The organism is Bradyrhizobium sp. WSM1253, from assembly GCF_000244935.1.
Lineage (GTDB): Bacteria > Pseudomonadota > Alphaproteobacteria > Rhizobiales > Xanthobacteraceae > Bradyrhizobium > Bradyrhizobium canariense.
Genome location: NZ_JH600073.1, coordinates 4,724,945 through 4,737,999 on the forward strand (window position 1 = coordinate 4,724,945; position 13,055 = coordinate 4,737,999).

Annotated in this window: 13 protein-coding genes; 6 read left to right on the top strand and 7 right to left on the bottom strand. The window is 63.3% G+C overall.

Going from position 1 to position 13,055, the window contains the following annotated elements; all coding sequences use genetic code 11:
* Positions 1 to 132 precede the first annotated feature (132 nt).
* From BRA1253DRAFT_RS23810 to BRA1253DRAFT_RS23820, 3 genes are read right to left on the bottom strand one after another with little or no spacing between them, the layout of a single operon-like run.
* Positions 133 to 723 (bottom strand): Smr/MutS family protein, encoded by a 591-nt coding sequence (locus tag BRA1253DRAFT_RS23810; protein ID WP_007598590.1) that lies wholly within the window; start codon positions 721 to 723, stop codon positions 133 to 135.
* Entirely contained in the window at positions 720 to 2,246 is a 1,527-nt protein-coding gene (locus BRA1253DRAFT_RS23815) for a murein transglycosylase A (RefSeq protein WP_007598591.1), read from the bottom strand. The genes BRA1253DRAFT_RS23810 and BRA1253DRAFT_RS23815 overlap by 4 nt, the downstream gene beginning before the upstream one ends.
* Positions 2,224 to 2,919, bottom strand: a complete 696-nt coding sequence (locus BRA1253DRAFT_RS23820; RefSeq protein WP_007598593.1) for a Tim44/TimA family putative adaptor protein — start codon at positions 2,917 to 2,919, stop codon at positions 2,224 to 2,226. The genes BRA1253DRAFT_RS23815 and BRA1253DRAFT_RS23820 overlap by 23 nt, the downstream gene beginning before the upstream one ends.
* Before the next feature lie 415 nt (positions 2,920 to 3,334).
* Here BRA1253DRAFT_RS23820 and secB point away from each other — a divergent pair, with 415 nt between their 5' ends.
* The gene (gene secB, locus BRA1253DRAFT_RS23825) at positions 3,335 to 3,817 is read left to right on the top strand and encodes a protein-export chaperone SecB (protein WP_007598595.1); all 483 of its coding nucleotides are present in this window, start codon (positions 3,335 to 3,337) and stop codon (positions 3,815 to 3,817) included.
* On the opposite strand, the gene dnaQ is transcribed toward secB, so the two are convergent.
* The 4 genes from dnaQ to BRA1253DRAFT_RS23845 are packed head-to-tail and all read right to left on the bottom strand — an operon-like array spanning position 3,814 to position 6,649.
* Positions 3,814 to 4,530, bottom strand: coding sequence for a DNA polymerase III subunit epsilon (gene dnaQ / locus BRA1253DRAFT_RS23830; protein WP_007598597.1), 717 nt, complete (start codon positions 4,528 to 4,530; stop codon positions 3,814 to 3,816). The two genes, secB and dnaQ, sit on opposite strands and share 4 nt — an antisense overlap.
* 28 nt (positions 4,531 to 4,558) lie before the next feature.
* A complete protein-coding gene (gene coaE, locus BRA1253DRAFT_RS23835) occupies positions 4,559 to 5,158 on the bottom strand; it encodes a dephospho-CoA kinase (protein ID WP_007598603.1) in 600 nt (199 codons plus the stop codon).
* A 23-nt stretch (positions 5,159 to 5,181) separates the two neighbouring features.
* Positions 5,182 to 5,790 carry a nucleoside triphosphate pyrophosphatase gene (locus BRA1253DRAFT_RS23840; protein WP_007598605.1) on the bottom strand — a complete coding sequence of 203 codons (609 nt, stop codon included), beginning with the start codon at positions 5,788 to 5,790 and terminating at the stop codon, positions 5,182 to 5,184.
* Between the two features lie 19 nt (positions 5,791 to 5,809).
* Positions 5,810 to 6,649, bottom strand: a complete 840-nt coding sequence (locus BRA1253DRAFT_RS23845) for a pyruvate, water dikinase regulatory protein (RefSeq protein ID WP_007598606.1) — start codon at positions 6,647 to 6,649, stop codon at positions 5,810 to 5,812.
* 66 nt (positions 6,650 to 6,715) lie between these two features.
* Between BRA1253DRAFT_RS23845 and BRA1253DRAFT_RS23850 the strand changes: the two genes are divergently transcribed.
* The 5 genes from BRA1253DRAFT_RS23850 (at position 6,716) to mnmG (ending at position 13,049) form a co-directional block, all read left to right on the top strand.
* Positions 6,716 to 6,931 (top strand): hypothetical protein, encoded by a 216-nt coding sequence (locus BRA1253DRAFT_RS23850; protein ID WP_007598608.1) that lies wholly within the window; start codon positions 6,716 to 6,718, stop codon positions 6,929 to 6,931.
* Between the two features lie 176 nt (positions 6,932 to 7,107).
* Positions 7,108 to 7,542: a protoporphyrinogen oxidase HemJ gene (gene hemJ, locus BRA1253DRAFT_RS23855; protein WP_007598610.1), complete on the top strand. Its 435-nt coding sequence runs from the start codon at positions 7,108 to 7,110 to the stop codon at positions 7,540 to 7,542.
* Positions 7,543 to 7,788: 246 nt separating this feature from the next.
* Complete coding sequence (gene rho / locus BRA1253DRAFT_RS23860) at positions 7,789 to 9,054, top strand: transcription termination factor Rho (protein ID WP_007598612.1); 1,266 nt, start codon at positions 7,789 to 7,791, stop codon at positions 9,052 to 9,054.
* Positions 9,055 to 9,363: 309 nt separating this feature from the next.
* Complete coding sequence (gene mnmE / locus BRA1253DRAFT_RS23865) at positions 9,364 to 10,722, top strand: tRNA uridine-5-carboxymethylaminomethyl(34) synthesis GTPase MnmE (RefSeq protein WP_007598617.1); 1,359 nt, start codon at positions 9,364 to 9,366, stop codon at positions 10,720 to 10,722.
* Positions 10,723 to 11,168: 446 nt separating this feature from the next.
* Positions 11,169 to 13,049 (top strand): tRNA uridine-5-carboxymethylaminomethyl(34) synthesis enzyme MnmG, encoded by a 1,881-nt coding sequence (mnmG, locus tag BRA1253DRAFT_RS23870; protein WP_007598619.1) that lies wholly within the window; start codon positions 11,169 to 11,171, stop codon positions 13,047 to 13,049.
* The last annotated feature ends 6 nt before the right edge of the window (positions 13,050 to 13,055 follow it).

Below are 13,055 nucleotides of genomic sequence, written 5' to 3' on the forward strand. Positions count from 1 at the left end.
TTCGCGGTGCAGCATTCGGGAGTGATGGGTTGGTCGCTACGTCTTCAGCAGAATAGTGAAGCAGACGATCGTCCCGCGGGCTCCGAAACCTCACCCGCAAGGCACGCGGGAGAGGTTGCAGCGAGCCCGCGGTTAGAATCTCGCCCGCCTGATCCGCACGTAAAGCGCGCCCTCGCCGCCATGGCCGATACCGGCTTCCTCAAAGCCGACCACAAAAGCCCGGAATTCCGGCAGGCTCAGCCATTCCGGCACCTGGCGGCGCAGCACGCCGCTTTCGCCGCCGCTTCGGCCCTTGCCGGTGATGACGAGCACGAAGGTCAGGCCGTCATGATGAGCGCGGTGCAGAAATCCGGTCAGTGCGCGATGCGCGCGCATCTGGGTCATGCCGTGCAGATCGAGCCGCGCCTCGATCTCGCTGCGCCCGCGCGACAACTTTGTGCGCTCGCGCTTGCCGAGCGGCGCCAGCGGCGGCACCGCCGGCTTCGCTGCACGCAGTGCCGGGGCAGCGGCAATCGGACGTGGTGATGGCGCAGGCCGCGTGGGGGGCGCTGCGGGGGAAGGCTCGGTGCGCGGCGCAGCTTGCGCCTTCACCGCACGAGGCTTCCTCAGCGGCTTGACCTGCTTTGCGACCGTATCCCACAGCGCGCGCTCTTCTTCGCTCAGCGCGCGACGGCGCGGCGAGGGACGAGGCTCCAGCACGGGCGGACGGGACGATCGCTTCATTGCTGCCGATGGGAACGATTTTTCACCGGCCGCCGCGGCTCCTGAACCGGCTCGATCACGGGACGCGGCACCGGCAGCGGGACTGGACCGGCGACAGCGACCGTCTCGCTCCTGCTTTGCGCCTCGGCTGCCGCCGGCTTGTCCTTCGCGGGCTCTGTTTGCGGAAACAGCTTCGCGATCTTCTCCGACGGCCGCGGGTCCGGCACCGGCAGCCGCGCGGCACGCGCCGTGGGATCGAGACCCTTCGGCACCAGCATCACGAAATGCATGGCATGGCGCAGCCGCCCGGAGACGCGGCCGGCCTCCTGGCCCGCGCCGAAATAGAGATCGGCGCGCGCCGGACCGATGATGGCCGAGCCGGTGTCCTGCGCGATCATCAACCGATGGAACGGCGTCTTCGCGCGTTCGGAATCGATCGGCAACTCGCCTTCGATGAAAAACGGCGTGCCGTAGACGTGGAGCGATTTGTCGACCGCGATCGAGCGGCCGGCCGTCAGCGGAATGCCCTGCGCGCCGACGGCCTCCTCCTTGTCGGACAGATTGACCTCGCGGAAGAAGATGTAGGAGCGGTTCTGGCGCCGCAGCTCCTTGGCACCGTCTGGTGTCTGCGCCATCCACTCCCTGATCTTCTGCATCGACATCTCTTCCTTCGGAATGATGCCGCGCTCGATCAGGATGCGACCGACCGCTGTATAGGGATAGCCGTTATAGGCGTCGTAGTTGAGCCGGACCGTGCCGCCATCGTCGAACTTGATCCGCGCCGAGCCCTGGATTTGGGCGAACAGCAGATCGGTCGGGTCCTTCAGCCAGGCAATCTCGAGTCCGCGGCCGGCGATCTTGCCGTCCTCGATCTCGGCGCGGTCGTAATAGGGGACCAGCTTGCGGCGGCCGATCTTGCGATAGACCGGGCCCTTGTTGGGCAGGCTGACCGAATCCTGCTTGTAGCCGCGCACGAACAGGTTCGACGGGCGGCGATAGACCGGGACGTTGTAGACGTCGGTCTGCGTGCGCGATCCCTCCAGCACCGGCTCGTAATAGCCGGTGACGAAACCATCCGGCTCGCCGAGGCGAGAGATCCGTAGCGGCGCAAAATTTTCCTCGAAAAAGGTTTTGGCCCTGGCGTCGTCGGTAAGCTCGAGCGATTTGGCGACCCGGCAGGGTTCGGCCAGAGAGGCGCCCAAAGCCTTCGGTTCGGGCGCGCCGGTCTGGGCGCTGATCGGACGGCAGCTCGCGCGAAAGGTCCGGTAGGCGGCGAGATGATTGTCGTCGCCCCAGCCCTTCACGTCGGCCCAGGCCAGCGGCAGATATTGCGCGCCGGGAATCTCGAACGGCAGGGGAAGCTGCGGATACGGCAAGGCGCGCGGCGGCGCGGCAGGCAATTCCGGGAGATGATGGTGATGGCTGCGATAGTGGCGCCGCGCCGCCTCGGCGCCAAGTGAAAACGACGACAGCGCGACGGCACCTGCGCAGAGCGCCGTCGCGCTGGTCTTCAGGAAAGCCTTAATTCGCGCTTCCGGTGCCAACCAGCTTCCAGTTCGGATCGCGAGAGGTGATGTCGCGGGCGAAAGTCCAGATGTCGGTGATGTCAGCGACGGTGTCGGCGCTGCCATCGACGATGTTGCCGGCCTTGTCACGCGTGGCCGAGATCATCTGCGAGACGAAGCGGATCGTGAGCTGGGCGGTGCGGTCGCGCAGCTCGGCGCCGACGAGTTCGGCCTTGTCGATCGAGACAAAGCGCGTCTCGGTCTTCTGCTCGTTCTTCTCACGCTCCTTGATTGCGGCATCGAAGCTCTCATAGACCTCCGACGACAGCAGGTCGCGCAGCGCGCGGCGGTCGCCATTGGCAAAGGCCAGCACGATCATCTCATAGGCGCCGCGGGCGCCGGAGATGAAATGGCGCGGATCGAAGGTGGAGTCCTTTTCGACGATGGAATCGAGACCTTGGGCGAGCACGGTGCCCGGCTCGGTCAGGCCCTTCCAGCGGTCGGAGGGCGGGGCCGGCTCGGCCGTCGGCGCCAACGGAGCCTGGTCGATGACCTTGCCCGGCATGGTGACGACGTTCTTGTCCTGGGCACCCTGGAGCGCGTTACGGTCGAACGGCGGCCGCTCGTTGCCGGTGCGCTGCCCCAGCACGCTGCGCAGCCTCAGAAAGATGAAGACCGCCAGCGCCAGGAAGATGATGGTGTAGATGTCCACGTCGTATTCGCTTTCTGGTCGTCTGTAGAAGGGGCCGTCTCGAAAGGATCGTGCCGGGAAAATCGATCCGGCCAGTAGACCGTTCCATACCGGAACGGCAAGTCCACATCACCATTTCGGGTCCGCGCGTCAGGTCCGTGGGATGTAGGCACGAAATCTTGCCCGGCCAATGGCGCCTTTTGGCACAGCACCGAGTGTAGCGCGTTTTATGCTTAAGGGGAAACCCGATCCTGGCCGGAAATCGCGCATCTTCAATCGTTTAAGGCGCAGTTGCGCTGGATCGGCGGGATGAACGCCGCAGTTGTGGCCGTGGCCGGAATTCCCCATCCGGGACCGTTCGTCCTTGTGGAACGAGGTAGCCCTATGTTAGCCAACCGCCGCGAAATTCAGCCCAATCGGGTAAGGAGACACTCTTATGACCAACGGTAACGGCACCCCTCCCGAGGCGGCCCAGGCTCCCCAGCTCAACGTCCTGGCGCAATATACCAAGGACCTCTCGTTCGAAAATCCGAATGCGCCCAGCTCGCTCCAGCAGCAGAGCCAACCGCCCCAGATCAACATCCAGATCAATGTGAGCGCCAACAACCTCAGCGAACAGGAGTTCGAGGTGACCCTGTCGGTCGAGGGCAAGGCCGAGACCGCCGGCAAGATCATGTTCTCGTTCGAGCTCGCTTATGCCGGCGTGTTCCGCATCTCCAACGTGCCGAAGGACAATTTGCATCCGCTGGTAATGATCGAATGCCCGCGCCTGCTGTTCCCGTTCGCCCGTGAGATCATCGCCACGGCCGTGCGCGACGGCGGGTTCCCGCCTTTGATGCTGGACCCGGTCGACTTCGTCGGCCTCTATCGTCAGAACATGGAGCGGCAAATGGCCGCTCAGCCGAGCGGTCAGGCCTAACCGGCCGAAGCGACAGCTGGAGCGGGCAAGAACTCGTTCCAGATCGCCTTGTCGCCGAGCGTTGCGATGAAGGCCCGGTGGGCCTCGCGCTCGGCGTCTGAAATCCGCGGCGCGAGCGGCGCTGGCCGCTGCCGCCGTGGCGCATCAGCAGCCCCGTTGGCGCGAGTCTCCTCGGATTCCGAGGCCAGCAGCAGCTGCGATTGCCGCGCCCCGACCAGATCCACATAGACTTCCGCAAGCAGCTCGGCGTCGAGCAACGCGCCGTGCTTGGTGCGGCGTGAATTGTCGATCGCATAGCGCGAGCAGAGATCGTCGAGCCGGTTCGACACGCCGGGATGCTTACGCCGTGCCAGCAGCAGCGTATCGACCAACCGCTCACGCGGGATCGCCGGGCGCTTGATCCGGTCGAGCTCGGCATTGATGAAGCTGATGTCGAACGAGGCATTGTGGATCACCAGCGGCGCATCGCCGATGAACTCCAGAAAATCGTCGACGACCTCGTGAAACAGCTGCTTGGTCGCCAGGAACTCGGCCGACAGCCCGTGCACCGCGAAGGCTTCTGCCGGCATGTCCCTTTCGGGATTGATATAGACGTGGAAACTCTGCCCCGTCGGCATGCGATTGAGCATCTCGACGCAGCCGATTTCGACCAGGCGGTCTCCCCGCAGCGGGTCGAGGCCGGTGGTTTCTGTGTCGAGAACGATTTCGCGCATGATCTGAGAAGCCGTGTCAGGCGCCGAATCAGGCGCGCCGCTGCGGCATCTTAACGACCTCCGCCAGGATGTGCGCGATTTGGGCGCGCACCGGATCGAGTCCGTGGGACGTATCCACCACGAAATCGGCACGCCTGCGCTTTTCCGCGTCGGGTGTCTGCTTGGCGATGATGGCGTCGAGCTTGGCCTCGTCCATCGTGCCGCGCGCCAGCACCCGCTCGCGCTGCAGTTCCGGAGACGTCGTCACCACGACTACGGCATCGACCCGCGTCTCGCCCCCAGTCTCGAACAGCAGTGGAATGTCCAGCACCACGACGGGCGCCTTGGCGGCTTCGGCGTCGGCGAAGAATTTTTTGCGGGAAGCGCCCAGCATCGGATGGACGATCTGCTCCAGCTGCTTGATGGCCGCAGCATCGTGCACCACACGCGCCGACAGTTTTGACCGATCGACCTTGCCGTTCGCGGTGGTGCCGGGGAAGGCGGCCTCGATCGCGGGCGCAGCCTCGCCCTCATAGAGCTGATGGACGGCGGCATCGGCATCGTAGACAGGGACGCCAGCCTCCGCGAATAATTTCGCGGTGGTGGATTTTCCCATCCCGATCGAGCCGGTCAGTCCCAAGATTCGCATCAGCGCCCAGCCATCTTTGCCAATCACACCGCAACTAGCCGCTCGTGCCGCAGGAACGCAAGCAGCGGCAGCAGCGGCAAGCCGAGAATGGTGAAGTGGTCGCCCTCGATACGCTCGAACAAATGGATCCCCAGGCTTTCGAGCTGATAGCCGCCGACGCTGGTGGTGACGGCATCGCCGGCGATGTCGAGATAGGTCGAAAGTTCGGCCTCGGTCATCTGCCGCATGGTGAGGCGGGCGACCGAGACGTCCTCGAAGATGATCTCACCATTACGTGCTATCGCCACGGCAGAATTCAGCTCATGGCTGTGTCCGGAGAGATCGCGCAGTTGCGCCAGCGCCTGGGCGCGGCCCGCAGGCTTGTTGAAGATGCGATCGCCAAGCGCCAGCGTTTGATCCGCACCGATGACGGTGCTTCCAGCGTGATGAGCCGAGACCGCCTTGGCCTTTTCGCGCGCCAGCAGCAAGGCAATCTCGCGCGGACCAGACAGCCCGGAGGCGGCCTGGATCGCGCGCTCGTCGATATCAGCTGTGATCACCTTGAACTCGAGCCCGGCATTGGCCAGCAGCATCTTTCGCGCGCTGCTCTGCGAGGCCAGGATCAATGAGGATTTGCCGAGCCACAGACCCATCACGAAACTATTCCCAAAACTATTCAGAAGGCCGGTTACGCTGACGATCACTATAGAGCTTCATGATCGCCGCGGCGGTTTCCTCGATCGAGCGCCGCGTGACGTCGAGCAGCGGCCAATCGTGCTTGGCGCTCAGCTTGCGGGCAAATGCGACCTCTTCGGCGACCGACTGCTTGTCCGTGTAGGTGTCGCCGCTGGAATCGGCGCCCATCGAGAGCAGGCGGTTCGTGCGCACCTGGATCAAGCGTTCCGGCGTCGCATGCAAGCTCACCACCAGCGGTCGCGTCAACGTTTCCAACTGCGACGGCACCGGAATGCCTGGAACCAGCGGCACGTTGGCGGTGCGGATGCCACGGTTGGCAAGATAGATCGATGTCGGGGTCTTGGAGGTGCGGGAGACACCGACGAGCACCACGTCCGCGTCGTCGAGCCCTTCGACATGCTGACCGTCATCATGGATCATCGTGTAGTTCAGCGCGTCGATGCGCTTGAAGTATTCGGCGTTGAGCACGTGCTGGGCACCGACCCGGCCGGTCGTGGCGGCTCCGAGATACGCCTCGAACAATTGCATCACCGGGCCGATGATCGACAGGCTCGGAACATTGATCCCCTTGCACTTGTCCTCGAGCCTGGCGACCAGATCCTTCTCGAGCAACGTGAACAGCACGATTCCCGGCGCTTCCTCGATCTCGTCGAGCACGCGATCGAGCTGTTTCTGACTGCGCACCAGCGGATAGACGTGCTCGACCGGGGTCACGTTGGCGTACTGGGCGGCAACGGCCCGCGCGACCGTGATCAGCGTCTCACCGGTGGAATCGGACACGAGGTGCAGATGGAAATAATTGTTCGAGGTCGGCACAAAAGCCCTTTGTATGAAACCGGTTTGGTTTGTGGATTTCTGTGGACCTTAACCCCTCGGAAAGGGATGCGCGACACCGGGGGCGGGACAAGTGCCAATTTTCTTCACACCACTGCCCGTGAGAACAAGTTCGGCGCCCCGTCGAAAGGGAAACGGGATTGTGCCGATAACCCTCTTGATAAGCTGCCGACAGAAACGCGCAAGCCTTTGAAGCTGACCGCCTTATCGAGGGCGGCCAGAGTGATCAGGGATATGTTGATGGATGTGAACAAGCGCGTGTGAACGGGCGGACGGAAATGTGTGAGTCCAATTCACCGTCACATAGACTCAAACCTTAAGAATCTAAGATTCTTATTGGAGAAGGGCGCTACGGACGGATATGTGTGCAGGCAAGACCTTAACGAGTTCTTACTATCCCCAGCGTTCCCCGCGGCTGGGCAGGAATCCGGATCCCAGACATGTTTGAAGACGTCTATCTCTGGATCAAGGCGCTGCATGTGATCGCCGTCATCTCCTGGATGGCGGGCATGCTCTATCTGCCACGGCTGTTCGTTTATCATTGCGAGGCCGACATCGGCTCGAAGCAGTCGGAAACGTTCAAGATCATGGAACGGCGGCTGTTCAAGGCCATCATCAACCCCGCCATGATCGTGACCTGGCTCGCCGGGCTCTATCTCGCCTGGGCTGGCCATTGGTTCAGCTTCGGCTGGCTGCACGTAAAACTGGCACTGGTCCTCGCGATGTCCGCGGTCCACGGCTTTTTTTCGCGCTGGCTGAAGGATTTCGCCGCGGATCGGCGCCCCCGGAGCCAGAAATTTTATCGGATTATCAACGAGGTACCCACTGGCCTGATGATTCTGATCGTCATCATGGTGATCGTGAAGCCGTTCTAGGCAGGGGTCGCGAACAATCGCTCAGTGCTTCTGCTTGCGGAGTGAGAGGCGATTTTCTATATTAGCAATATCCCACCCAACGCAGGCGGATGTGGTCGTGTCTGAGCTTTCCAGAGGCCGGACACCCCATCAGGTTTGAAGCCTCACCGGCGCTCTCCTTGCCAGACCTGCGGACCTTACCTTTTCGCGTCCGCATTTCAGAGCCTCCTCGCACCCCTCCCCAGGTTACCCCACAGGACCACCCCAATGCGGGAAATCAAACTCCAGGACCTCAAGTCGAAGACGCCGGCCGAGCTCGTCTCGTTCGCGGAAGAGAACGGGGTCGAGAATGCCAGCACCATGCGCAAGCAGGAGCTGCTGTTCGCCATCCTCAAGCAGCTTGCGCTCGCCGAGACCGATATCGTCGGCGAAGGCGTCGTCGAGGTTCTCTCCGACGGCTTCGGCTTCCTCCGTTCGCCCGATGCGAATTATCTGCCGGGCCCGGACGACATCTACGTTTCGCCCTCGCAGATCCGCCGTTTTGGCCTGCGCACCGGCGACACCATCGAAGGCCACATCCGCAGCCCGAAAGAGGGCGAGCGCTATTTCGCGTTGCTGAAGGTCAACACGCTCAATTTCGAGGACCCGGAAAAGGCCAAGCACAAGGTCAATTTCGACAACCTCACGCCACTGTTTCCGAATCAGCGCTTCCGCATGGAAATCGACGATCCGACGCGGAAAGACCTTTCTGCAAGGGTGATCGACATCGTCGCGCCGATCGGCAAGGGCCAGCGCGCGCTGATCGTCGCGCCGCCGCGCACAGGCAAGACGGTGCTGATGCAGAACATCGCGCACTCGATCGCGCATAATCATCCCGAGTGCTATCTGATCGTGCTCCTGATCGACGAACGTCCGGAAGAAGTCACGGACATGCAGCGCTCGGTGAAGGGCGAGGTCGTCTCCTCGACCTTCGACGAGCCGGCGGTGCGCCACGTCCAGGTCGCCGAGATGGTGATCGAGAAGGCCAAGCGCCTGGTCGAGCATGGCCGCGACGTGGTGATCCTGCTGGACTCCATCACGCGCCTCGGCCGCGCCTACAACACCGTGGTGCCGTCATCGGGTAAGGTGCTGACCGGCGGTGTCGATGCCAACGCGCTGCAGCGGCCGAAGCGGTTCTTCGGCGCCGCCCGCAACATCGAAGAGGGCGGCTCGTTGACGATCATCGCGACCGCGCTGGTCGATACCGGCAGCCGCATGGATGAAGTCATCTTCGAAGAGTTCAAGGGCACCGGTAACTCGGAGCTGATCCTCGACCGCAAGGTTTCGGACAAGCGGACCTTCCCGGCGATCGACATTTCGCGCTCCGGCACCCGCAAGGAAGAGCTGATCACCGATCCGGTGGTCCTGAAGAAGATGTACGTGCTCCGCCGCATCCTGAATCCGATGGGGACGATGGACGGTATCGACTTCCTGCTCGACAAGCTGCGTTCGACCAAGAGCAATTCCGAGTTCTTCGACTCGATGAACACCTGATTGCGGTGCAATATGATCAAAGGGCGCCTCCGGGCGCCCTTTTTTTGTGCGGCTTTGCTGCAGCGAAGGTGCAGCATGGCGGCGTGTTTGTTGCCTCGACCGGATTTTGTAATAAGGCCTTGATACTACTTGGTAATATTTATTATCCGGCTCGTTTATCATTCCGCAGTGAGTAATTCTCGCAGCAATTGCCACTGGATATATTGCATTGCAACATAGGTTTTGCTGCAGGATTTGGCGCAGCAAAACCCGCCGTTCGTCGGCAGAAACAGATGTTTGCCTTTTCCCTTTCAGCCGGACAAATAGGCCATGCATCCGCGAGACCAGACCATCTTTGCGCTGTCGTCCGGCCGTCCGCCGAGTGCGCTCGCGGTGGTGCGCGTCTCCGGGCCAGGCGCCAGCCTGGCGTTGACGACGCTGGCGGGCAAGCTGCCGGCGCCGAGACAGGCCAGCCGCCGGCTGCTTCATGACGGCGTGGGCCAGCCGATCGACGATTCGGTGGTGTTGTGGTTTCCAGGCCCCGCCAGCGCGACCGGCGAGGACGTCGCCGAATTTCACGTCCATGGCGGCCGCGCGGTGCTGGCGGCACTCTTCGCCGCTATCTCCGTAATTCCGAATATGCGCGCCGCCGAGCCCGGCGAATTCACCCAGCGCGCCTTCGAGAACGGCAAGCTCGACCTGACCGAAGCGGAGGGCCTCGACGATCTCATTCACGCCGACACCGACCGCCAGCGCCGCCAGGCGTTACGGCAGCTGCAGGGTCTCCTCGGCAATCGCGCGCGCGACTGGCGGGAGCGCATCATCGACGCCTCGGCCTTGATCGAGGCCGGCATCGATTTCTCCGACGAGGGCGATGTGCCCGCCGAGTTGATGGCGCCTGCGGTGAAGGCGATCAGTGCGCTGCACGACGAAATCACAGAAGTCCTTGCGGCACAGGGACAAGCTGAACGCTTGCGAGACGGCTTGGTGGTTGCGATCGCGGGCGAGCCGAATGTCGGCAAGTCGACGCTGATCAACCAGCTCGCGCGCCGCGACGTCGCGATCGTCTCGCCGCATGCCGGTACGACGCGCGATGTGATCGAGGTGCAGCTCGATCTCGACGGCTATCCCGTCACGGTGATCGACACGGCCGGGATTCGCGAGACCGACGATCCAGTCGAGCAGGAGGGTGTGCGCCGGGCGCGGGCGCGAGCCGAAGACGCCGACCTCGTGTTGTGGCTGGTGGAGGGTGGGCGCGCTGTTGATCCGGCCGCGATGCCGCTGCTGGGGAAGTCCGGCAACGCAGGCAGTCGCTCCGGCGGCTCGGTCTGGATCGTACGCAACAAGATCGATCTTGGCGGGGTCGAGGACGTCGGCCCGCGCGGTGAGTTCGGAATCGCAGCGAGCCGGGGGGACGGCATCCCCGAGCTGGTCGATGCCCTCGTGAAATTCGCCGCCGACTTCTTCGGAACGACCGAGGGGGCCTTGGTGACCCGGGCCCGCCAACGGGATCTGCTCCGCCGGGCAGCGGACAGCTTGCGCCGGAGTCTGGATCTCGTAGAACAGGGTGAGGAGCTCGCCGCCGAAGAGCTGCGCGCTGCGGCCTATGCCTTGGGCCGGCTGTTGGGTCGGGTGGATGTCGAAGACGTCTTGGGTGCCATTTTCCAGAAATTCTGTGTTGGGAAGTAGCGCTAGTTCTTCATTGTAGAACTAGCCTTTGTTCCACCTCTTCCGTTTCACGTGAAACGCGGCAGCCGCTGTTCAAGCTGTTTCACGTGAAACATTGGCCCTTGAGGTTCACTCGGTCGCCCTCGGGACTGACTGCGCTGCGAGCGATGGCGCCTTAAGGAGCGGGAGTGCGGAAGGGACACCCCGCAATGCCGGTTGTAGGCTCTGCCGTGGCCTTTCCGATCACCGTCCGTCCTCAGGCGTTGCGACCTACGGACCACGCTTTTCCCTTCGTAATCTCCATTTCCCCTGACTAAAAATGGTAATCTTTCCAAGGGCCATTCTACTGTGCATGGGGTTGTTTTCGCGGAAAACACTTGGGCTCCGCTTTCCCCGTTTCACGTGAAACAACTGCCTTGACCAGTTTCCACTTCCGGCTTGCCCGCCTCTGAGTTAGAAGTCCGCCCATGCGAACAGAGCGAGAGAGCTTCGACGTCATCGTGATTGGCGGCGGCCACGCCGGCTGTGAGGCCGCTTCTGCCTCTGCCCGGATGGGCGCGGCGACCGCCCTGGTGACGCACCGTTTCTCCACGGTCGGCGCAATGTCCTGCAATCCCGCGATTGGCGGTCTCGGCAAGGGCCATCTGGTTCGCGAGGTCGACGCGCTCGATGGTCTGATGGGCCGGGTCGGAGACGCCGGCGGCATCCAATTTCGCGTCCTCAATCGACGTAAGGGCCCGGCGGTGCGTGGTCCGCGCGCCCAGGCCGACCGGAAGCTCTATGCCGCCGCGATGCAGGCGGCGATCCGGGAGACCGAGGGTCTTTCCGTCATCGAAGGCGAGGCGGACGAGCTGATCGTGGTCGAGGGACGGGTGATCGGCCTGCGCCTGGCAGATGGCCGCGAACTTCGGGCAGGGGCTGTCGTCGTCACCACCGGCACCTTCCTCCGCGGTCTGATCCATCTCGGAGAGAAGAACTGGCCGGCCGGCAGGGTTGGCGAGGCGCCGGCAATGGGCCTTTCGACGTCCTTCGAGCGCGCCGGGTTCACCCTTGGACGGCTCAAGACAGGGACACCGCCGCGTCTGGATGGCACCACGATCGACTGGCCGGCGGTCGAGATGCAGCCGGGGGACGAGCCTCCGGAGCCGTTTTCGGTGATGACCCAGCGAATCACGACGCCACAGATCCAGTGCGGGATCACCCGCACCACGCCTGCGACCCACGACGTGATCAGGGCCAATGTCCATCGTTCTCCGATGTACTCCGGCCAGATCAAGAGCTCCGGACCGCGCTATTGCCCCTCGATCGAGGACAAGATCGTTCGCTTCGGCGATCGCGATGGTCACCAGATCTTCCTGGAGCCGGAGGGGCTCGACGACAGCACGGTCTATCCCAACGGCATCTCCACTTCGCTGCCGGAGGAGGTCCAGCTCGCCATCCTCGCAACCATTCCCGGCCTGGAGCGGGTCAAGATGGTCCGGCCGGGCTATGCCATCGAATACGACCACGTCGATCCCCGGGAGCTCGATCCGACCCTCCAGACCAAGCGTCTGCGCGGCCTGTTCCTGGCCGGGCAGATCAACGGCACCACGGGGTACGAGGAAGCCGCTGGCCAGGGCATCGTGGCCGGGCTGAACGCGGCATTGGCCGCGAGCGGCGCCGCGCTGACCGTGTTCGACCGCGCCGATGGCTATCTCGGCGTCATGATCGACGACCTCGTCACCCGCGGCATCAGCGAACCCTATCGGATGTTCACCTCCAGGGCCGAGTACCGGCTGACCCTGCGCGCAGACAATGCCGATCAGCGCTTGACCGAGAAGGGCATCGCCCTGGGATGCGTCGGGAGCGCCCGGACCGTGCATCATCGCGCCAAGATGGACGCCCTGAATGCGGCTCGAGCGCTGTCGAAGTCGCTGACGATCACCCCGAACGAAGCGATCAAGCATGGACTGTCCCTGAACCGGGACGGCCAGCGGCGGTCGGCCTTCGAGCTGATGGCCTATCCCGACATCGGCTGGAGTCAGGTCCGTGCGATCTGGCCGGAGCTCGCTGCCATTGATCCCGTCATTGCCGCCCATCTCGAGATCGACGCGAAGTACGACGTCTATCTGGAGCGCCAGAGCGCCGACGTTGAAGCCTTCAGGCGGGACGAGGGGATGGTGCTGTCGGACGTCGACTACCAGCAGGTCCCCGGTCTCTCCAATGAGGTCCGGGCCAAGCTGGAGAAGGCACGTCCGTTCACGGTTGGCCAAGCCGGCCGAATCGACGGGATGACGCCGGCCGCGCTCGGCATCCTTGCGGCCTATCTCCGCCGCGAAGCGCGGAAGACGTCCAAAGCGATCGCATAGGTTTCA